The organism is Acidimicrobiia bacterium (genome assembly GCA_040881685.1).
Taxonomy (GTDB): Bacteria; Actinomycetota; Acidimicrobiia; order IMCC26256; family PALSA-555; genus SHVJ01.
The window spans coordinates 70077-91116 of the sequence record JBBECS010000053.1 but is presented as its reverse complement, the minus strand read 5'-3'; the positions used below and the strand labels follow the sequence as shown (position 1 = coordinate 91116).

Annotated in this window: 15 protein-coding genes; 7 read left to right on the top strand and 8 right to left on the bottom strand. The window is 67.0% G+C overall.

The genetic code is table 11. From position 1 onward, the window contains the following. Positions 1-1455 (bottom strand): S16 family serine protease (locus WEE69_14175; GenBank protein MEX1146443.1); only part of this gene is annotated, 1455 nt, incomplete at its 3' end. A 109-nt stretch (positions 1456-1564) separates the two neighbouring features. Here WEE69_14175 and moeB point away from each other — a divergent pair. Then, positions 1565-2719 carry a molybdopterin-synthase adenylyltransferase MoeB gene (gene moeB, locus WEE69_14170; protein MEX1146442.1) on the top strand — a complete coding sequence of 385 codons (1155 nt, stop codon included), beginning with the start codon at positions 1565-1567 and terminating at the stop codon, positions 2717-2719. Positions 2720-2780: 61 nt separating this feature from the next. On the opposite strand, the gene WEE69_14165 is transcribed toward moeB, so the two are convergent. Beyond that, on the bottom strand, positions 2781-4373 hold the full coding sequence (locus WEE69_14165; GenBank protein MEX1146441.1) for a leucyl aminopeptidase: 1593 nt from the start codon (positions 4371-4373) through the stop codon (positions 2781-2783). A gap of 66 nt (positions 4374-4439) precedes the next feature. Here WEE69_14165 and metH point away from each other — a divergent pair, with 66 nt between their 5' ends. Both metH and WEE69_14155 read left to right on the top strand, forming a co-directional pair. Beyond that, complete coding sequence (metH, locus tag WEE69_14160; GenBank protein ID MEX1146440.1) at positions 4440-7904, top strand: methionine synthase; 3465 nt, start codon at positions 4440-4442, stop codon at positions 7902-7904. Beyond that, positions 7901-8986 (top strand): glucose-1-phosphate thymidylyltransferase, encoded by a 1086-nt coding sequence (locus tag WEE69_14155; GenBank protein MEX1146439.1) that lies wholly within the window; start codon positions 7901-7903, stop codon positions 8984-8986. Before metH ends, WEE69_14155 begins: the two co-directional genes overlap by 4 nt. Before the next feature lie 6 nt (positions 8987-8992). Here WEE69_14155 and WEE69_14150 read toward each other — a convergent pair whose 3' ends face one another. Beyond that, entirely contained in the window at positions 8993-10399 is a 1407-nt protein-coding gene (locus WEE69_14150; GenBank protein ID MEX1146438.1) for a class I SAM-dependent methyltransferase, read from the bottom strand. Between the two features lie 87 nt (positions 10400-10486). Here WEE69_14150 and WEE69_14145 point away from each other — a divergent pair, with 87 nt between their 5' ends. From WEE69_14145 to WEE69_14130, 4 genes are all read left to right on the top strand, one after another. Beyond that, a complete protein-coding gene (locus WEE69_14145) occupies positions 10487-11053 on the top strand; it encodes a dTDP-4-dehydrorhamnose 3,5-epimerase family protein (GenBank protein ID MEX1146437.1) in 567 nt (188 codons plus the stop codon). Between the two features lie 91 nt (positions 11054-11144). Next, positions 11145-12107 carry a dTDP-glucose 4,6-dehydratase gene (gene rfbB / locus WEE69_14140; protein MEX1146436.1) on the top strand — a complete coding sequence of 321 codons (963 nt, stop codon included), beginning with the start codon at positions 11145-11147 and terminating at the stop codon, positions 12105-12107. A 4-nt stretch (positions 12108-12111) separates the two neighbouring features. Then, positions 12112-12954: a dTDP-4-dehydrorhamnose reductase gene (gene rfbD, locus WEE69_14135; GenBank protein ID MEX1146435.1), complete on the top strand. Its 843-nt coding sequence runs from the start codon at positions 12112-12114 to the stop codon at positions 12952-12954. A gap of 17 nt (positions 12955-12971) precedes the next feature. After that, a complete protein-coding gene (locus tag WEE69_14130) occupies positions 12972-14252 on the top strand; it encodes a glycosyltransferase (GenBank protein ID MEX1146434.1) in 1281 nt (426 codons plus the stop codon). A 3-nt stretch (positions 14253-14255) separates the two neighbouring features. On the opposite strand, the gene WEE69_14125 is transcribed toward WEE69_14130, so the two are convergent. From WEE69_14125 to WEE69_14105, 5 genes are read right to left on the bottom strand one after another with little or no spacing between them, the layout of a single operon-like run. Next, positions 14256-16547: a glycosyltransferase gene (locus WEE69_14125; protein MEX1146433.1), complete on the bottom strand. Its 2292-nt coding sequence runs from the start codon at positions 16545-16547 to the stop codon at positions 14256-14258. After that, the gene (locus WEE69_14120; GenBank protein ID MEX1146432.1) at positions 16544-17746 is read right to left on the bottom strand and encodes an ABC transporter ATP-binding protein; all 1203 of its coding nucleotides are present in this window, start codon (positions 17744-17746) and stop codon (positions 16544-16546) included. The genes WEE69_14125 and WEE69_14120 overlap by 4 nt, the downstream gene beginning before the upstream one ends. Further along, complete coding sequence (locus tag WEE69_14115; GenBank protein ID MEX1146431.1) at positions 17743-18567, bottom strand: ABC transporter permease; 825 nt, start codon at positions 18565-18567, stop codon at positions 17743-17745. The genes WEE69_14120 and WEE69_14115 overlap by 4 nt, the downstream gene beginning before the upstream one ends. Before the next feature lie 15 nt (positions 18568-18582). Beyond that, positions 18583-19725 (bottom strand): MraY family glycosyltransferase, encoded by a 1143-nt coding sequence (locus tag WEE69_14110; protein ID MEX1146430.1) that lies wholly within the window; start codon positions 19723-19725, stop codon positions 18583-18585. A 45-nt stretch (positions 19726-19770) separates the two neighbouring features. Continuing rightward, positions 19771-21039: a hypothetical protein gene (locus WEE69_14105; GenBank protein MEX1146429.1), complete on the bottom strand. Its 1269-nt coding sequence runs from the start codon at positions 21037-21039 to the stop codon at positions 19771-19773. Position 21040: the final 1 nt, after the last annotated feature.

The window sequence follows — 21040 nt, the reverse complement described above, 5'->3', positions numbered from 1 at the left end:
CTGGCCGGCCAGGAACTCACGAACCTGGTCGGAGGAGATCCCGGAAGCATCGGCTTGCGACTCGACGAAGATCGTCTCGAACGCCTGGAAGTTCGCCTCGGCGGCCTTACGGAAGAAGTCGGCGGCCTGCTCCGGGTCAACTTCCTTCTTCAACCGCGCGCCGCCCGGAGCCAGGTCGAGCAGCTGCTCCGCCGCGTCGACCTGCGTTCCGACGATCGAATAGAAGAGCGCGCCGGTGAGCGCGGGCTCGAGCGCCTCGTCGATCGTGGGGGCTGCATCAGCTTGCGCAAAGAGGTCCTGTGCGAACAACGTGACGGCGAGCGCGTCGAACGCATTCCCGTAGCCGTCGATGAGCGCGCTCACCTGACCGAGCGTCTTCGGCTTCTGCGCCTTGAGCTGCTCGACCAGCGCGTCGACCTTGTCCTCCACCGCGGCCGTCGACACGATCTCGCTCTTGAACGCCTCCACGCCTGCGGTCAGCAGCGTCTGCACCGCATTTCCGGCCGTCACGGCCGCGCGGGCGAGGCCGGCGGCTTCGAGCGCGTCGACGTACGCGCCGGCCTGAAGCCCTTGCTGAGAGAGCGAGACGGCGCGCTGCTGCGCCGCGTTCGCATCGGCGACGATGGTGTCGAGGAACAGCTCCTGGATCGACGGGTCGAGGCTGTTGAACAGGCCCGCCTGCCCGTCAAACTCGGTAAGCCAGTCATTCACGAAGCCTTCGAGCGCGTCGTACGCGCGCGGGCTCAGCTCCACGTCACCACCCTGGGGCCGCGGGAGCTCGTTGCCGGTGAACTCCTCGTACGCCTCGTAGATGTCGGCGACCTCACTGACCTGGACGCCCTTCTCCAGGCCGAGGTCGACGACGTCAACCGGCGCGCCCGTGTCGTCGGGGCTGTTGCGCTGCCCGATCGGGATCAGCATGCGGGTCTTCTTCGCCTCGACGACGCCATCCACCTTGTAGGGAATCCCGCCGACAGGCCCGACCGTTCCATCCGGGTTGATCGTCCCGGTCATGGTGATGTTCTTCTTGATCTTGTCGCCGCGCAGCAGCGAGAGAACCCCGATGGTCATGAGCGCGCCGGCACTCGGGCCGTCGATGCGCCCGTTGAGGTCGAACGTGATCTCGTTCCCACCGAGTGGGGAGCCCGTCAGCAGCGTTGCGACCGTTGCCGCGTTCCATCCAGCGGCGCGCCACTGGTCGCCGGTGCCTGCGACCTCGTCCTCGGTGAAGCCGACGCGGAACGTGTCGCCACCACCCTCGCGCAGGTGGATCGTGACGGGATGCGCGCCACCGACGGATCCCTCACTCGTCTCGCGCACGGACACCGGGAACAGCGTCACGGACTTCTCGCCACCCCCCGCGCGCGCCGTCGCACCAGCTGGCGCCACGAGGCCGCTGATGACGAGCGCACACGACAGGGAGAAAGCGAGCAGCGAGACTCGTCGGCGTGACATCAAGGAATGTGCTCTCCTGAGAGGTGTTGGGAATAACTGACCCGTAGGGTAGGATTTCTGTCCGAAGATCCTACGATCCCCTCGTCTGGACGAACGAAAGGCCCGGTCGATGGCCGGCTTCCGAGAGCTTCTCGCAGCCACGAAGCAGCGAATTCGCGAGGTCGACCCCGTCGACGCGGAGTCGACGCTCGGCGACGCGACCTTCATCGACATCCGAGAGCTCGACGAGTACGAGCAAGGCACGATCCCGGGCTCGGTCTTCCTCCCGCGCGGCCACCTCGAGAGCAAGATCGAGAACACGGTCACCGACAAGGACGAGCCGATCGTGCTGTTCTGCGCGAGCGGCATCCGCACGGCCTTCGGTGCCGACACGCTCCAGGAGCTCGGGTACACCAACGTGGTCTCCATGGCCGGTGGCTTCGGTCGCTGGAAGAACGAGGGTCGCCCGTGGATCACGCCTGCGGTCCTGAACCCCGAGCAGCGCAACCGCTACGCCCGTCACCTCCTCCTTCCTGAGGTCGGCGAGGCCGGTCAGCAGAAGCTGCTCGAATCGCGCGTGCTGCTCCTCGGCGCAGGGGGGCTCGGCTCTCCCGCCGCGCTGTACCTCGCGGCTGCGGGTGTCGGCACGCTCGGCATCGTCGACATGGACGTCGTCGACGAATCGAACCTCCAGCGCCAGATCCTCCACAACATGGATCGCATCGGTGAGCGCAAGGTCGACTCCGCGAAAAAGACGCTCACGCAGCTCAACCCCGACGTCGACGTCGTCACGTACGACGTGCGGTTCGGCGCCGACAACGTGCTCGAGATCATCAGCGGCTACGACGTGATCGTCGACGGCACCGACAACTTCCCGACGCGCTACTTGCTCAACGACGCGTCGCTCATCGAGCGGATCCCGGTCGTGCACGGCTCGATCTTCCGCTTCGAGGGTCAGGTCACGGTGTTCAAGCCGTACGAGGGACCGTGCTACCGCTGCATGCTCCCCGAGCCACCGCCGGCCGAGCTCGCGCCGAGCTGCGCCGAAGCCGGTGTGCTCGGCGTGCTGCCCGGCATCGTCGGGTCACTCCAGGCGCTCGAGGCGATCAAGCTGCTCCTCGATCTCGGCGACCCGCTCATCGGCCGGCTGCTCGCGTACGACGCGCTCGAGACGAGCTTCCGCACGTTCAAGGTGCGCCGCGACCCGGCCTGCCCCACCTGCGGCGAGAACGCCGACCCCATCACCATCGCCGAGTACGACGACCTCTGCCAGCCGCACACCTAGTGGTTGTTTGCATGCGCCGCCGGAGGCGGCGCTCAAACAACCTGTTCGAGAGGGTCAAGACCTAGCGGCTCGTCCTTGACTTCGCGGTTTTCTTTGGGCGCGTTCGTTTCGATGCTGTCTTTTTCTTCGTCGCTGCCTTCTTCGTCGCCTTTTTCTTGGGCTTTGGGGTAGGAAGCTCGAAGGTGCGAGCTACCTCTACGAGGGTTCTGACTGCGAAGCCGGTGCCACCCTTGGTGAGCTCGCCGTCGTCACTGGCTGCTCGGGCGGGGCCGGCGATGTCGAGGTGGACCCAGGGCACGTCATCGACGAACGCTTCGAGGAAGAGACCTGCGGTGAGCGCGCCGCCCATGCCGCTCGTACCGATGTTGCGCAGGTCGGCAACCTCGGATTCGAGCAGCTTGCGATATTCGTCGGGGAGCGGCAATGGCCACATCGCCTCACCGGCGCGCTCGGACGCGGCGCGCACCTGGTCCGCCCACTCGTCGTGGTTCCCCATCAACCCGGCAACCTTCTCCCCGAGCGCCACGACGCACGCGCCGGTGAGGGTGGCCACGTCGACCATCGCGTCGACCTTGTCGGACGCGGCGAGTGCGAGCGCGTCGGCCAGGATGAGCCGGCCCTCGGCGTCGGTGTTGAGCACCTCGACGGTCTTGCCGTTGCGGATCTTGAGCACGTCGCCCGGTCGGATGGCATTGCCACTCGGCATGTTCTCGACCATCGGCGCATAGGCGATGACCCGGTTGCGCACGCCGAGCGCTCGCAGGGTCGACATCGCGGCGAGCACGGCAGCTGCCCCGGACATGTCGGTCTTCATGGTTTCCATGCCGCCTGACGTCTTGATCGAGAGGCCCCCGGAGTCGAAGGTGACGCCCTTGCCGACCAGCGCCAACGTGCCTCGCGCCTTCGCGCCCGTGGGTTCGTAGACGACCTTCACGAAGCGAGGCGGTCGTTCCGAGCCCTGTCCGACGCCGAGTACGCCGCCCATCCGCTGCGCACGCATCTGCGCCTCGGTGAGCACGGTGACGCGCACGCCCTTCCCGGTGAGCAGCCGGCGCGCCGCCGCAGCGAAGTCGGTGGGTGACTTCGCGCCGGCAGGCTCGTTGATCATGTCGCGAGCCCAGCTCACTGCGTCGGTGATCACCCGCGCTTGCTTCAACGCGGTGTCCACCTTCGCTCCCCCCACACCCACGAGCACCACGCGGCGCAGCCGCGACGCTTCGCCGTCGGACTTGTACTCGAGGAAGCGGTACGAGCCCAACGACACGCCTTCGGCAACGGCACCCGCGGCGACCTCGGGCTCGAGGTCGCCGGCCGCGGCAGCGAGCGTGGTCGCGACCGAGGTGGCCTTGGAGGCGCGGCGAGCGAGCGCAGCGCCGGCCCGGCGCAGCACCGCCGGGGTGATCTCGGTGCGCGGCCCGAGGCCGACGAGCACCGCGGCCTTCGCGCTCGAGCGAGCCGACAGCGGGACGGTCAGGGTTTCGCCGACCTTGCCGCTGTAGCCGGCGTCTTCGAGGAACGCATCCAACGCGCCTCCGAGGGCCGCGTCGACGACGTCGGCTCCAGGACCGGCCTCGCGCTCAGCGAAGAACGGGACAACGAGGAGATCGGCTCGTACCCGCGCCGCGGTCTGATTCGTCGTGCTGAAGGTGATCATCGCTGCGGAGTCTACGAACAATCGACCACAGAGAACGCGTCCACCCTCCAGTACCATTGCTCCGATATGCCCGACTTCCTTGAGCACCTGCGTGAGCGCGTGCTCGTGTTCGACGGTGCATTCGGCACCTGGATGCAGGGTCACGAGCTCGACGCAGCCGACTTCGGCGGACCGTCGCTCGAAGGATGCAACGAGCACCTCGTGCTCACTCGGCCCGATCTGGTCCGTGAGATGCACGCCTCGTTCTTCGAGGTCGGTGTGGACGCCGTGGAGACCGCGACCTTCGGCGCGTTCCCCGTCGTCCTCGACGAGTACCAGATCTCCGACAAGACCCACGAGATCAACGTCGTGGCGGCACAGCTCGCCAAGGAAGTCGCCGCCGACTTCGCGACCCCCGACCGGCCGCGGTGGGTGGTGGGATCGGTCGGGCCAGGCACAAAGCTCCCGTCACTCGGGCACGTCACGTTCCCCGAGCTGCGCGACGCGTACCTGCCGCAGATGGCCGCGCTCATCGAAGGCGGCGTCGACGTTCTCATCATCGAGACGGTGCAGGACCTGCTGCAGGGCAAGGCGGCGATCGTCGCGGCCCGGCGAGCGATGGCCGCGGCCGGACGCCAGGTGCCGGTCATCGTGCAGGTCACGGTCGAGACGACCGGCCGGCTCCTCATCGGCTCCGAGATCGGTGCCGCGCTCACGGCGCTCGACGCACTGCGGCCCGACGTGATCGGTCTCAACTGCGCCACCGGTCCCGGCGAGATGGTCGAGCACATGCGCTATCTCTCGCAGCACGCGCGCCCATTCCTCTCGTGCCTGCCCAACGCCGGACTCCCGTCGATCGTCGACGGTCGCACGCACTACGACCTCACGCCGGAAGAGCTCGCTGACGCGCACGACCGCTTCACGAGCGAGCTCGGCGTGAACATCGTCGGCGGATGTTGCGGCACGACGCCCGAGCACCTACGTCAGGTGGTCGACCGCGTCGGGGGACGAACTCCGACCGAGCGACACCCCGACCACGAGCCGGGCGCGTCGTCGGTGTACACGCATGTCCCGTTCGCACAGGACACCTCGATCCTGATCGTGGGTGAGCGAACGAACGCCAACGGCTCGAAGAAGTTCCGCGACGCGATGCTCGAGGCCGACTGGGACACCTGTGTGCAGATGGCGCGTGATCAGGTCAAGGAGGGGGCGCACATCCTCGACGTATGCGTCGACTACGTCGCGCGCGACGGCGTGGCCGACATGCACGAGCTCGCGTCCCGCTTTGCCACACAGGCTTCGCTGCCACTCGTGTTCGACTCGACCGAGGCACCCGTCATGGAGGCGGGCCTCCAGCACTCCGGCGGCAAGGCTCTGCTCAACTCCGCGAACCTCGAAGACGGCGAGGGCCCCGGCTCGCGCCTCGACAAGGTGTTCAACCTCGCGCGCGAGTACGGCGCGGCCGTGATCTGCCTCGCGATCGACGAGGAGGGCCAAGCGCGGACGGTGGACTGGAAGCTGCGGGTCTGCAAGCGCATCCACGACCTTGCCGTCGACGAGTACGGACTCGACGCAACGGACCTCATCTTCGACTGCCTGACGTTCCCGCTCGGTTCCGGTCAAGAGGACCTTCGGCGCGACGCCATGGAGACCATCGAAGCGATCCGCCGCATCAAGACCGAGCTCCCCGGCGTCTCCACGATCCTCGGGGTGTCGAACGTGAGCTTCGGTCTGAAGCCCGCGCTTCGTCACGTGATCAACAGCGTGTTCCTCCACGAATGCGTCGAAGCCGGGCTCGACTCCGCGATCGTCCACGCGGCGCGCATCATGCCGATGCACAAGATCCCCGATGGCGTGCGTGAGATGACACTCGACCTCGTGTACGACCGCCGACGACCCGACTACGACCCGCTCCACCAGCTCATGGCCGCGTTCGCCGACGTGACGGCCGACGCCGTCGAACGCGAGGACCGGTCGGGATGGCCGGTGGGTGAGCGCCTCAAGCACCGCATCATCGACGGCGAGCGCGATGGGCTCGAGATCGACCTCGACGAGCAGCTCACTTCCCTCCCCGCGCTCGCGATCGTGAACGACGTGCTGCTCGACGGCATGAAGGTCGTCGGCGAGCTCTTCGCGTCCGGCGAGATGCAGCTTCCGTTCGTGCTCCAGAGCGCGGAGACCATGAAGGCCGCGGTCGCACATCTCGAGCCGCACATGGAGAAGGCGGACGCGGGCGGCAAAGGCACGCTGGTGATCGGCACCGTGAAGGGCGACGTGCACGACATCGGCAAGAACCTCGTCGACATCATCCTCACCAACAACGGCTACGACGTGCACAACATCGGCATCAAGGCGCCGCTCCAGGCGTTCGTCGACAAGGCCAAGGAGGTCGAGGCCGACGCGGTCGGGATGAGCGGGCTCCTCGTGAAGAGCACGCTGATCATGCGCGAGAGCCTCGAGGAGATGAACTCACTCGGTCTGAGCGAGACACCCGTGATGCTCGGCGGAGCGGCGCTCACGCGCAGCTATGTCGAGCGCGACCTGCGAGAGATCTACGAGGGCCGGCTGTTCTACGGCAAGGACGCGTTCGAAGGGCTGCGGACCATGGACGCGCTGATGGAGGGCAAGCGCAGCGGCGGGCTCGACCCCGCGTTCGGACGCGAGCCGATCGGACGAGACACTCCCTCTCGACGCCAACTCGGCGAGGAGGACGACACCGACGTTGTCGTCGGCCGCTCCGACGTGGCCACCGACGTGCCGGTGTTCGCGCCTCCGTTCATCGGCGCTCGGATCGCCAAGGGGATCGCGCTCGAGGAGATCGCCGCGTACATCAACGAGACCGCGCTCTTCCGCAACCAGTGGCAGTTCCGCCCAGACAAGAAGCTCTCCGAGAACGACGACGATTTCAAGGCGCGCCTCCGGCCACGCTTGCGCGAAGAGCTGGCCAAGGCACAGGCAGAGGGCACCCTCGTGCCCGCGGTCGTCTGGGGCTACTTCCCGGTGAACTCCGACGGCAACGACCTCGTGGTGTGGACCGACACCGACCGGCGCACGGAGCGGCTCCGTTTCGCGTTCCCGCGCCAGCGCAAGGACCGGCACCTGTGCATCGCCGACTTCTTCCGTCCGGTCGAATCGGGGGACCCCGACTTCGCCGCGTTCCACGTGGTCACGATGGGATCGGCTGCCACCGAGCGCGAGCGCGAGCTCTTCGCCGCCGATCGCTACCAGGAATACCTGTTCATGCACGGCCTGTCGGTCGAGATGACCGAGGCGCTCGCCGAGTACTGGCACTGGCGCATCCGTGACGAGTGGGGCTTCGCCGACGAGGACGGACCCACGATTGCCGGGCTGTTCCGCCAGCAGTATCGGGGCTCGCGGTACTCCTGGGGCTACCCGGCGTGCCCGGACCTGGAGGACCAGACCAAGCTCGACGAGTTGCTCGACCTGTCACGCATCGGCGTGGAGCTCACCGAAGAGTTCCAGCTCGAACCCGAGCAGACGACCTCGGCCATCATCGTCCCCCACCCAGAAGCGAAATACTTCTTGCCGTGAAGGGACTGATCCTCTGCGGGGGCGCCGGGACACGGCTGCGCCCGATCACGCACACCAGCGCGAAGCAGCTCGTGCCGGTGGCGAACAAGCCGATCCTCTTCTACGGCATCGAGGACATGACCGCGGCCGGCATCACGGACCTCGGCATCATCGTGGGCGACACCGCCGACGAGATCGTCGAGGCTGTCGGCGACGGATCCCGGTGGGGAGCCAAGGTCACGTACATCCCCCAGGACGAGCCGCGTGGTCTCGCCGACTGCGTGCTCATCGCCCGAGACTTCCTCGGTGACGACGACTTCGTGATGTACCTCGGCGACAACCTGCTTCAGCAAGGGCTCAGTCAGTTCGTCGAGCGCTTCGAGACTGCGCGCACCGAGGCGTCGAGCGCCGTGCCCGTCGCGCAGATCTTGCTGGCGCACGTGGACGACCCGCGGCAGTTCGGCGTCGCCGAGGTGAACGGCTCCGGCGAAGTCGTCCGGCTCGTGGAGAAGCCCGCCGATCCACCGTCGGACCTCGCGCTCGTCGGCGTGTACCTCTTCGACACGCACGTGCACGAGGCTGTGCGCGCGATCAAGCCGTCGGGGCGCGGCGAGCTGGAGATCACCGACGCGATCCAGTGGCTCCTCGACGCCGGCCATCGCGTCGTGCACGAGGTACTCGAAGGGTGGTGGATCGACACCGGTAAGAAGGACCCGCTGCTCGAGAGCAACCGCTACCTGCTCGAACGCCTCGAGCCGGCGAACCACGGAACGGTGGACGCCGAGTCGAGCATCGAAGGCCGGGTCGTGATCAGCACCGGCGCGCGAGTCACTGGCTCGCGCATCCAAGGTCCGGCGATCATCGGGGAGCGGACACAGATCGTGAACAGCTATGTCGGACCGTTCACCTCGATCGGAGCCGACTGCGAGATCCGCGACTCTGAGGTCGACCACTCCGTCGTGCTCGAAGGGAGCCAGATCCTCGGCGTTCCCGGCATCGCCGACTCACTCGTCGGCCGCCACGTCGAGGTCACGCGCTCGGGCCAGGTGCCGCACGCACTGCGACTCATGCTCGGCGACCACTCCAAGGTCGACCTCGAGTAGCGACCTCTACACGCGGCGACGGAGTCGGCGCCGCACGCGACCAGCAGCGCTGCGAAGGCGACGGTAGGCGCGCCGCGTGGGCGACCGGCGTGATGTCAGCTCCGCCTCGGCGCGAGCGCGCGCCGTCGCCGCCATCTCTACATCGCCGGCGCCGCGCGTGACACCCTCGTCGAGGTCTTCGAGCACCGCCGCGACGTGTTCGGGCGCGATCCGTGCGAGCGCAAGTGCGAAGTGACCCCGGGCCAACGCTTCGAATGCAGGTGTCTCTGGATCTTGGTACTGCCCGTAGAGATCCCATTGCGCGCGACCGGCCCAGGCCGCGGCCTCGAAGGAGTCGGCCGCTCTCCGAGGTGAGTGCTCGTGCCACAGCTGAATCAGTCCGAGGTTGTAGAAGATAACGGTCAACACCGCCGGGAGCGCGGCTCGACCTACGAGCACCTTCGGATCGTCGAGATCGATCGCGTACCGGTCGAACAGCGCCCGCCGGAGCTCGGGAAGATGCGCGCTCGCCCGTTCGAAGTCGTGGGCGCTCACCATCCACTTGAGCTGGCGCGTCGCCATTCCCAATGCGAGCGCCGAACCCGGCTCGGCGGCTGCACAGCGCATCTCGCAGTAGCTGGCGAGGTCGCCGAGCGCCACGCGGGTCTCCTGCCTGACCGCGGCGAGCTCCTTGGACGCGATCGACGCGACTGCTCGCAGGCTGAATCCGACGTGCCAGACCCTCGCGTGGAAGCCGGCGTCACGCAGCATGCGCTCGAGCCCGGGTGCGTCGACGAGGAACTCGTGCAGACCGACCGACAAGACCGGGTACAGCGTGGTCCACGGCGTCTCGGGCGTGACCGCGGTTGCGTCGGGCGTCGTGAGCACGAGGATGCCGTTCGGTGCAAGCCGACGGCGTACCGCAGCGAGGAAGTCGCGGGGATCGGCGATGTGCTCGATGACCTCCGACGAGAAGATCACATCGAAGCGCTCGTCGGGTTCGAAGGCATCGTCGAGCGTCCCGGGCCGGATGTCGAGATCGAGGTCGCGGCGTCCACGCGCTGCGGCGATCGACGGGTCGAGCCCCACGCCCTCCCATTCGAACAGGAAGCGGCCGAGGTCGAGCGCGAAGCCGTATCCGCATCCCACATCGAGCATCCGCACACCGCGGCGCATCCCGGTCTGCCCGAGCGTGTCGGCGATTGCCTCGATACCCGCGATCTGCTCGACGTACCAGTCCCAGTCGGCGTCGGTGTACATCGACGGGGGCAACATCGCCCCCAACACCACCGCGCCACACTCGCTGCACCTTGCGATGTCAACCGGTTCGTCACGCCACGGAACGTCGACACGCGCGAGCAGATCCTGATCTTCGGTATGGGCACACACCGGACATCGGAGATCGACGGACCCGCCGACCCATTCGAGCTCCATGCGCGCATCTTGGCACGACCGTATGTGCGGCGAATGCACGGGTCGGTCGCGGTTCGACGACCGATTTCGGCTAGACAAGAGACGGTGATGGCCACCGTCGTTGAGTCCGAGAGCGTTGCGGGTGTGTACGTCGTCGACCCGAAGCTTCATGGTGACGAGCGCGGCGTGTTCGTCGAGACCTACCGACGCGAGTGGTTTCCGCAAGGCCGCGAGATGGTGCAAGCGAACCGGGCCGACCGCCAGCTCGGCTCGGTCGTCGGCCTGCACTACCACCTCCACCAAGCCGACTACTGGTATGTGCCATTCGGTCGCGCTCGGGTCGTGCTCCACGACCTGCGAGTCGGCTCCCCGACCGACGGTGCCACGCTCGTCATCGACCTCGGCGCCCGCGATGACGGATCCCACGATCACCGCGGCGTGTTCATCCCACCGGGTGTCGCACACGGGTTCGCCGCGCTGAGCGACATGACGATCACCTATCTGGTCGACGGCTACTACAACCCCGACGACGAGCTTGGTGTCGCCTGGGACGACCCGGCCGTCGATGCCGACTGGGGGGTGAAAGACCCGGTGCTGTCCGACCGCGACCAGCAGAATCCTCGGCGCGCCGACCTCGAAGCGCGGCTCCGGCCTCACTGGGGTCTACGCCCATGAGGCGAACGCCCGCGCCGCAGGTACCCTGCGGCCCCAAGCCGTTCGCCGAGTTGGAGTGGAGCGGCCCGGCGCGAAGCGCCAGGAGCGGGCAATGAAGCTCTTCGTGACGGGCGGCGCCGGTTTCATCGGCTCGAACTACGTCCGATTCGTGTTGGGGTCGTCCGACGATTCGGTGACCGTCTTCGACGCGCTCACGTACGCCGGGAACCTCGACAACCTGCGTGGCCTCGACGACGATCCGCGATTCGCTTTCGTGAAAGGCGACATCACCGATCGCGATGCCGTCCGCAGCGCGATAGACGGGCACGACGCGGTCCTGCACTTCGCTGCAGAGAGCCACGTCGACCGCTCGATCGTGTCGCCCGACGAGTTCGTGCACACGAACTGCGATGGTACGAACGTGATGTGCGATATCGCCCGCCGCGTCGGCGTCGGTCGTTTCCTGCACGTGTCGACCGACGAGGTCTACGGCTCCATCGAGGAAGGATCGTTCTCCGAGACCGACACCCTGGGCCCACGTTCTCCGTATTCGGCATCGAAGGCAGCCTCTGACGTCATCGCGCTCTCGTACCACTCGACCTACGGCCTGCCCGTTGTGGTCACGCGATCGTCGAACAACTTCGGTCCGTACCAATTCCCGGAGAAGGTGATCCCGCTGTTCGTCACGAACCTCCTCGAAGGTGAGCGGGTGCCGTTGTACGGAGACGGATTGAACGTTCGCGACTGGTGCTACGTCGAGGACAACTGCGCGGGTATCGACCGGGTGCTCCGCGCCGGATCCGAGGGCGAGATCTACAACATCGGTGCGGGCAACGAGGTGACCAACCGCGAGGTCACCGATGCAATCCTCGGAATCCTGGGCCATGACGACTCGATGATCGAGTACGTCGATGACCGCCTCGGGCACGATCGCCGCTACTCGATCGCGACCGACAAGGTCCGAGCGCTGGGATGGGATACCAAGCGGGAGTTCCGGGAGGCGCTCGAGGGAACGGTCACCTGGTACCGCGACAACCGGTGGTGGTGGGAGCCGCTGAAGCAACGGGACGCGTGACGGCATGCGCGTCCTGGTGACCGGCGCCGCCGGGCAGATCGGCTACGAGCTGGAGCAGGCGTTCGCGGATCACGAGGTGATCGCGGCTTCCCACGACCAGCTCGACGTGGCCGACCGCGAAGCCGTGCATGCAGCGATCGCAACCGCGCGACCCGAGGCTGTCCTGCACACCGCCGGGTGGACGGCCGTCGATGCGTGCGAGGGTGATCCCGACCGCGCGTTCGCCGTGAACGCGATGGGTACCCGCCACGTCGCCGAGGCATCGCAACGGGTCGGCGCGCACCTCTGCTACTTGTCCACGGACTACGTGTTCGACGGCACCAAGACAGAGCCGTACGCGGAATGGGACCAGACCAACCCGCTGTCCGTGTACGGGCAGTCGAAGCTCGCAGGCGAGCACGAGCTGAGCGCCCATGAGCACGCGCTCGTGGTCAGGCTGTCATGGGTCTGCGGACGCCGCGGGCAGAACATGGTGAAGACGATCCTGCGCCTCGCCGGCGAGCACGATCGCCTTCAGTTCGTCGACGACCAGCGCGGTCATCCGACGTTCGCCGGCGATGCGGCCACCATGGTGCGCAGACTCGTCGCGGAACGTCGCACCGGCGTGTTCCACGTGACGAACCAGGGCGCCGTGAGCTGGTTCGAATTCGCGCGTTCGGTGCTCGAATCGGCAGGCGAGGATCCCGGGCGAGTCGAACCGATCGCGACGGCCGACCTTCACCCGCCGCGCCCGGCGAAGCGCCCGGCGAACTCGGTCTTGGACAACGCCGCACTCCGCCTCGCCAACGTGCCCCTGCTGCCGCACTACCGCGAGTCTCTCGACCGTCTCGTCGCCGAGCTCACCTAGGCGCAGGAGACCTGGAGATGCCACCGGCGCCCCTCGTGCGCGCGGTCGTCGTCAACTACGAGGGGGGCGATCTCACGCTCGCGTGCCTCCGCGGCCTGCGCGCCACCGAGTGGCCGACCGATCGCCTCGATGTCGTGCTCGTCGACAACGCGTCACGTGACGGCGTGGCCGACGCGGTCGAACGCGAGCTCCCAGAGGTGCGGGTGATCCGCGGCACGAAGAATCTCGGCTTCGCCGGTGGGTGCAACCTCGGTCTCGCCGACCTCGGCGGGACCGCGTACGTGGCATTTGTGAACAACGACGCGACGGTGGATCCTGGTTGGCTTCGGCCACTCGTCGACGCGCTCGAGGCGGACCCATCGCTCGGTGCCGCGTGTCCGAAGATCCTGCTCGCGGGTCGCTTCCGCGACCTCTCCCTCCGGAGCCCGACGGTCCGGCACGACGGGCGCGACGTCGGCGTCATGGTCAGCGGGGTTCGAGTCGACGGAGTCGAAGTGTGGTCGCGGACCCAGCTCGTCGAGGGCTTCTGGGGTCTCGAGCCCGACGGATCCGGTCAGTGGACAACGGCGAGCGCGCGGCTCTGGCTCCCCGAAGGGAACGAGGCCGCTCTCCAGCTCAGTGCGGTGCGCCCCGTCAATGCGACCGCGTCCTGCGGTCCAGACCTCATCGAGCTCTCCATCGGGCGCACACCCATGTGGCACACGATCCCGCTCGCGGGTCCGGTCGTCGACGTGATCAACAACGTCGGATCGGTGCTCACCGACGACAAGCATGGTGCCGATCGCGGTTACCTCGAGCCCGACGACGGGCGCTTCGACACGCCCGAAGATGTGTTCGCGTGGTGCGGCGCCGCCGTGGTGTTGCGCCGCGACTACGTGGACGACGTCGGTCCAATGGACCAACGCCTGTTCGTGTATTACGAGGACCTCGAACACTCATGGCGCGGGCGCGCGCGCGGCTGGCGGTACCGATACGTGCCGGCATCGATCGTGCACCACGTGCACGCCGCGACGACGGTGGAAGGCTCACCGCTCAAGCTCCACTACGAAGAGCGCAACCGCTTGCTCGTGCTCACTCGTCACGCCGCGTCGCGCGACGCCTGGCGCGCGGTGCTTCGCCACCCTCTCATCACGGGCTCGTATGCGCGCCGTGACATCGTGCGCAGGATCATGCGCGCCCGGCGTCCGCGGGGTGCGCTCGTGGGGCGCCGCCTCCGCGCGTTCGGCGCCTTCCTCGTGCGCGCCCCCGCGATGCTCCGGAGTCGTCGCCGCGACCGCAAGCAACCGACGAGGTCGTAGCCCTCAGAAGGTGTCGGTGCGGCCGCCGGGACCGGAGCTGGTCGGGTGTCTCCACGTGCGGATCCGCATGCGGATCTTTCGCGTGAGATCGGAGAGCTCCAGCCGCCGCAGATGCTCGATGGCTACCCGGGCCGTGTGCCTCCATCCGCGGCGACCCCACATCGCCTGCGCCAGCGGATCCCCCACCATCACCCGTTGACGCGGGTCACTCAGGTCGGCGGCGCGGGCCGGATGGCGGCAGAACTCGAGCAACGGTTCGAGCGCCTTGCTCCAATACAGCTCGGGGACGAACTCCCGGATCGCTGACTGGCACGCGCTGCGTTGGGTGTCGTCGGCGAGGAGCGCATACAACGCTTCCTCGAGCGCATCGACGTCGTCGGGCGGGACCACGAGTCCGAGCCCGTGGAGGCGAATCACGTCACCGAAGCTGTCGCCGTCACTCGCGACCACCGGTAGGGCGGCCCAGAAGTAGTCGAGGAGGCGGGTCCGGAAGGAGAACGCCGTCTCGACATGGTCGAGGTGTGTGCTCACACCCACGTCGGCCTCGAGCAGGTAGTTGTGCCGATCGTCGTAGTCGACCCACCCGGCGTTGAAGAACACGTGCGTGCCGACGAGGTCGAGCTCATCGGCGAGCTCGCGCGCCCGAGAGGCCATCCGCATGGCCGGCACGTGCGGGTTCGGGTGGGCCATCCCCATGAAATAGAGGCGAACGTTCGGAAGGCGGTGCTTGAGCTTGTCGACGGCGCGCAGCAGCGTGAGCGGATCGAACCAGTTGTAGACGCCGCCGCCCCAGAGGATGACCTTGTCGTCCGCACCGATCCCCGGCACCACGTCGCGCAGCACCGGCTTGGTGTGGGTGGGCGGTTCCTCGTCAACACCGAACGGCGCGATCGCGATCAGCGATTCGAGGCCCTCATCCTGGTCATAGGTCGCGGGGTTGATGCGACCCACTGCCGCGAGCTGACCGAGCCAGAAGTCGCGTTGCTTCTCGCTCGCGCAGAGGAAGAAGTCGCCCCGGGTGAGCTGCTCGTTCAGCGTCTCGACCGTGAGACGCGTCGTGACCCGGCGATCGTTCGGCGCCAGGTCGCGAGCCTGCTCGAGCACTTCGAGGTGGAACGGGTCGTAGATGTCGGCGACCAGCACCTTGTCGGTCCGGCGGAGCCACGGACTGTGTTCGATGAGATGGCCCTGGATCACGACGACCTCGGCCCGGTTGACCGCGTCGCGCAGCTGGCGATCCGTCACGTGCGACGCGCGGAAAGACGGGTGCGAGAAGTCACAGCCGACCGTGCTCACGAGCTCCACGTCGTGTTCGGCCGAGAGCGCGAGCGCCATTCGATAGGCGCGGATGGCGGGCCCGGCCATCTTGGGCTGGAGCACGTCGGGCGTGGCCACGAGGATGCGGCGACGAGACGAGCTGGGCAACCGTGACAGCGGCAGCACCTCGAGATCGGGCACCCGTCGCGTGGCCTGCACCCTGGCGCGTTCGGCGACGAGCGACGGCGGCGGCTCGATCTCCTCGGCTCCGAGGGCGACGAGGTTGGCCTCGTCGAGGTTCTTGTAGAGCATCTCCGCCCCGCCCCGAGCCATGTCATCACTCTGTGCCGTTCGATTGCAACGGGTGAGGCGCACGACGGAGCGTCCGCAGTACCGCACGCCGAGGCCGGCCAACCACAGCCGCCAACCCAGATCGGCGTGCTCGACGCCGCGGCAGTGCTCGGGGTCGAAGCCGCGCACCCAGCGGAACGCCTTGGTCTCCAGCACCAGGGCCCACGGTGACGAGAACAGCACCGGCGCGGCCTCGTCGTAGACGCCGGTATCGGCCTCACCGGCATGCACGAGCACCGGCTCACCGGTCGGGCTCAGCGCCGCGTCGACGAAGGCGAGCGTGCCGTCGGCGTCGAGCACCTTGCTCGCAACCGCGGCCACGTTGGCGTCGGCCCGCATCGATCGCAACGCCGCGCGGAGCCACAACGGGTCGGGTGTCGCGTCGCGATCGAGGAATGCCAGCCATTCACCACGGGCGGTGCGCGCGCCGAGGTTCCGCGCCGCAGCGAGTGATACGTCGGTCGACACGTCGACGGCTCGAACGTCGAGCCCGCGTCTCTTTGCTTCGGATGCGATGTCGCGACTCGGACCGGTGATCACGACGTCGAGCAGATCGCGTGGCCAATCCAGCGTCGTCACGCGACCAACTGCATCGAGCGCGGCGTCGACATCGTTACCGCCGACGATCACGACCGAGACGACACCCCCCCGTATCGGGCGAGTGTCGACCTTGCTCGCACTGCTCACGAAGGTTGCTCGTTGTCGGCGATCTCCCATGAGCCGCGGAACGAGATCAATCCGAGTCGTTCACCCGGCGTGCCTCCCGGCTCGACATCGAAGCGCAGCGCACCAACGCGACCGTCGTACTGGCTCGTGAGGTCGATGGTATTGATGGACGCGTTCACGTCATACGTCCCCGGCAACAGCGGGAGGCTCGGGACGTGGTAGTCGACGTGCCCATGCCCCTCGACCTTGTCGGGGATCATGTCGTAGTCCTGAGTGTTGGGACCCGTGACACCTACCCCGTCGATCCGCGCGATGCCGAACCCGAAGACGGGACGCTCGATCGGCTGACTCGCGGAGAACATGAGGCGGAGGGTCACTGCTTCCCCTGTGCGGGTCCGGGTGGTCCGTCTCTCATCGGCGTCGAGGAGCACCACGCGCTCGATCTGGATCTCACCGGTCCCCCGCCGTGCATCCTCGGCGCTGCGGCTCTTGAGGTGCACGCCCTTCAGGTAGTCGTTGATGACTCCACTCGACGGACCGATCGATCGGATCTTCCCGTGGTCGAGCAGCGCCGCGTGGTCGCAGAACTCGCGGATCGACTCGATCGCGTGCGACACGATCACGATCGTCTTCCCCGAGGCACGCAACTCGGCGAACTTCTTCGAACACTTGGCTTGGAACTCGGCGTCGCCAACCGCAAGGATCTCGTCGATGAGAAGGATGTCAGGGTCGACATTGATTGCGACTGAGAAGCCGAGGCGAACGTACATCCCCGACGAGTAGTTCTTCACCGGGCTGTCGACGAATTGCTCGAGCCCGGCAAAGTCGACGATCTCGTCGAAGCGAGCAGTGATCTGCTTCTTCGACAGCCCGAGGATCGCGCCGTTCAGGAAGATGTTCTCGCGACCGCTGAGCTCGGGATGGAAGCCTGCACCGAGCTCGAGCAGCGCCGACAGCTTGCCTTCCACCGCGATGGATCCGCCGTCGGGACGCAGGATGTTAGCGATGCACTTCAGCAGCGTGCTCTTGCCCGAACCGTTCTCACCGATGAGACCGAACGTGCTCCCCTTTTCGATCTCGAACGACACTTCGCGCAACGCCCAGAACTCTTCGTAACGAGCGCGACGGCGCCGGAGGATCGCCGCCTTCAGCGCCTGGTTGCGTTCGTGATACAGGCGGTACTTCTTCGAGACATCGTCGATGACGATCGCCGCGCTCACACTTCCTCCGCCAACCTTCGATCGAGGCGACCGAACACCCAATGACCGAAGATGATCAACCCGACTGCCCATCCGGTGAGGTAGAGGAGGTCACCCGTCTCGGGGAACTTCAGGTCGTAGAGCACGGCACGGAAGCAGTCGATCATCGCCACCAGCGGGTTCAACTCATAGACATCACGCAAGGCAATGTCGACTCCGAGGATGTCGGCGTGCTTTGGCACGAGCGTGATCGGATACACGATCGGTGCCGAGTAGAACAGCAGCTGGAGTGCGATGCCGATGAAGTGCTTCACATCGCGGAGATACACGTTGAGCGGCGCGAGGACCAAGGCGATGCCGAGTGCCAGGCATGTCTCGATGACCACGAGCACCAACAGCATCGGGATCCATGGAAGCACCATGTTCCCGAACGCGACCAGCACGATGCAGAACACACCGAGCTCGATCAGGAAGGTGACGACGAGCGAACCGATCGTGGCCACGACAAGGAGCTCGCGCGGGAAGTACACCTTCTTGACGAGGTTCGCATTGGCGATGAGCGACTCGACCGAGCTACCCATCGAGTCGGCAAGGAAGCGGTACGGCAGCAGCCCGCACACCAGGAACAGCACGAAGCTCTTCAATCCGCTGGGATCACCGGTCGGGGGCTGCACCTTCAGGAACGACGAGAACACCACCCAGAAGATGAGGATGGTCGCCAGCGGGTTGATGAGGGACCACGACCAACCCAGCAAGGATCGCTTGAAGCGCCCGCGCAGCTCCCGCAGCACGAGATTGATCAGGAGCTCGTGCGTGCCCCGATACTCAGCGAGCCGCGTCATGTTGTGAGCGCGCGGTCAATTCCCTCGGCGGAGCCGGCGCGGGCTGCGAGTGGGCGCGCCGCGGCCCGCACGCCGTTCTCCTGCATTCCGAGAGCGTACCCCGGACCCCTTTCGGGCCCCTGAACTCGCCCGCGGCGACTCGTCGTACACAGGAACCCGGCCGAGGCCGACCGCCACGATCGCGGCGATGCCCACCACGAGACCGGCAAGGACGTACGCGGACGTGCGATCGATCCTGCTCACGACCAGGGCGACGATCCCGACGCTCGCCGCCGCGACATAGATGGTTCCAACCGCGCCGCGCACCGGTAGGCCGAGCTTCACGAGCCGGTGACTGAGGTGGTCCTTCCCGCCGCGCAGCGGGCTTCGGCGGTGCAACAGGCGCGAGACCGTGACCAGCGTGGTGTCGAGGATCGGAACGCCCAGCACGAGGATCGGCACAAGGAACGTGATGTCTTCCGGCGCGTCGAAGCGGAGCTTGATCGCGAGGTACGCGAGCAAGAAACCGAGGTAGAGGCTGCCGGCGTCGCCCATGTAGATGCGAGCGGGCGGAAAGTTGTGGCGCAGGAAGCCGAGCGCACACCCGGCGGTTGCCGCGCTGAGGCCGCCGATCAGGAACTGCCCGTTAGCAACGGCGATGATGAAGCACGAGCCTGCGCCGAGCGCGGCGACGCCAGCCGACAAGCCATCCATGTTGTCGAGGAGGTTGAAGGCATTCGTGATGCCGACGACCCAGACCACCGTGAGGATCAGGTCGCCCGCGTCGCTTCTGGTGAGCTCGACGCCGGCGTTGACCGCCCACACGGCGACACCGGCCGCGACTTCGATGACGATGCGCGGCGCGAAGCCCAGGCCGCGCAGGTCATCAGCGAGACCGACCAGGCTGAGCAGGAGCGCGATGCCGACGATCGCCGCCAGCTCGCCGGCCCCACTCTCCGGCGGTCGCAAGACCGCGGCCACGACGACCGCGATCGAGAGACCGGTCACCATCGCGACGCCGCCGAGGTAGGGCACGGCGGAGTCGTGACTCTTGTGCTCGCCAGGCTGATCGAGCACGCCCCAGCGCATTGCGAGACGCAGCATCAGCGGCGTGAGGACCAGCGAGATGGCAAGCGCGGCGACGAAGACAGCCGCGTACTCCCAAGCTTCGCCGCTCATCGTCCTCCACCCGCTGCGGGGATCGATCGTAGACCGACACCTCGGCTATGGCTGATACGCCGGCAGAACCTCCTCGAGCTTGTCGAGGAACGCATCCGTCCACAGCACGCCGCGGCGGAGGTCACGTTCGATGGAGATCAGGATCACGACCTTCGCCTCGGAGATCTTCTCCACGGTCGTCAACGGCGCATCGGAGACCGTGACGCTGTGGATCCACCGCAGCGTCGGGAAGAACGGATCGAGCTGGAGCAATGATGATCCTGCGAACGAGTCGCCGATCACCACGGCGCTCCCGTCGTACAGCGGCGCGCTCGTCGTGGTCGCGGTGTGGAGCTCGAGCGTTGCGCCATCGGCGAGCGCATTGTCGCGGTTGGCGGTCACGGTGACGCCGGGGCGAACAACCTCGGTGATCAGGCCCTTGTCCACCGTCGGCGTTCCGAGAAACGTCGTGAGGTCCCCTTCGTAGTCCTGCACGCCTTCCTTGATCGTCGTGGTCTCGAGGAGCGTCGGGTCGATGGCTTTGACCATGGTCTCCGCCAGCGCAGCCGTGGCGAGCCCGTTCCAATGGGTGTCCTTCCGGAAGTAGTACGCACGATCCTCGGCCTTCTCGCGCTGCTCGATGATCCGACGCATGTCGATGTATCCCGGGATCGCAGCATCACGGAGCGCGGTGAACGTGGCGCGCTTCGATGCCGTGCTGCATTCCGCGAATGGATTGTCGGTCGGCAGGTGCTCCGGTTCGGAGGTCGACTTGTCCGGCGCGATCGTGAACAACATCTGGCGTCCCGACGTGGCCAGGATTTGTTGCAGCCGTCCGTAGCCCGCGATCACGGCCTGCCGCTGCTCGTCGGTGACCTCGCATTCCGAGAGGAACTCGCGGTTGAGGTAGAGCCACCCGTCGGTGCCGACCATCACATCGGCGCTGCCCGCGATCTCTGGTTCGGGTGGGACCTCGGGGAGATCTACGAACTCGCGGTTGGCCCGCGTCGGAGGTTTTCGCGTCGGCACGTCGTCACGGATCGCACCCTGACCTGGCGGCGCCTCACCGAACACGCCTTGGCTGATGTCGGCACGGAGGCGGATCGCTGTGCCCCGGAAGGGCACGTGGTCGTTGACATAGGCCGCCGTCTCGTCCATCACGTCCCACGAGGTCAGGCTGCTCGGGAACGGCGCCAAGGCCCGCTTGTCGCCGGTGTTCGAATGGACGCCCACCGCCCACAGCGCGATGGGCACTCCGAAGAAGACGATGGCCAAGAGCCGGAAGACGCCGGCGTGCTGTCGGGCTCGCCTTTGGTCGCGTCGCGTCGGGGGCATG

Coding starts and splice junctions, on each gene's coding strand:
- WEE69_14105 (MEX1146429.1), bottom strand. CDS start 21,039: ATGCCCCCGACGCGACGCGACCAAAGGCGAGCCCGACAGCACGCCGGC.
- moeB (MEX1146442.1), top strand. CDS start 1,565: ATGGCCGGCTTCCGAGAGCTTCTCGCAGCCACGAAGCAGCGAATTCGC.
- WEE69_14110 (MEX1146430.1), bottom strand. CDS start 19,725: ATGAGCGGCGAAGCTTGGGAGTACGCGGCTGTCTTCGTCGCCGCGCTT.
- rfbB (MEX1146436.1), top strand. CDS start 11,145: ATGAAGCTCTTCGTGACGGGCGGCGCCGGTTTCATCGGCTCGAACTAC.
- WEE69_14150 (MEX1146438.1), bottom strand. CDS start 10,399: ATGGAGCTCGAATGGGTCGGCGGGTCCGTCGATCTCCGATGTCCGGTG.
- metH (MEX1146440.1), top strand. CDS start 4,440: ATGCCCGACTTCCTTGAGCACCTGCGTGAGCGCGTGCTCGTGTTCGAC.
- WEE69_14145 (MEX1146437.1), top strand. CDS start 10,487: ATGGCCACCGTCGTTGAGTCCGAGAGCGTTGCGGGTGTGTACGTCGTC.
- WEE69_14165 (MEX1146441.1), bottom strand. CDS start 4,373: ATGATCACCTTCAGCACGACGAATCAGACCGCGGCGCGGGTACGAGCC.
- WEE69_14130 (MEX1146434.1), top strand. CDS start 12,972: ATGCCACCGGCGCCCCTCGTGCGCGCGGTCGTCGTCAACTACGAGGGG.
- rfbD (MEX1146435.1), top strand. CDS start 12,112: ATGCGCGTCCTGGTGACCGGCGCCGCCGGGCAGATCGGCTACGAGCTG.
- WEE69_14115 (MEX1146431.1), bottom strand. CDS start 18,567: ATGACGCGGCTCGCTGAGTATCGGGGCACGCACGAGCTCCTGATCAAT.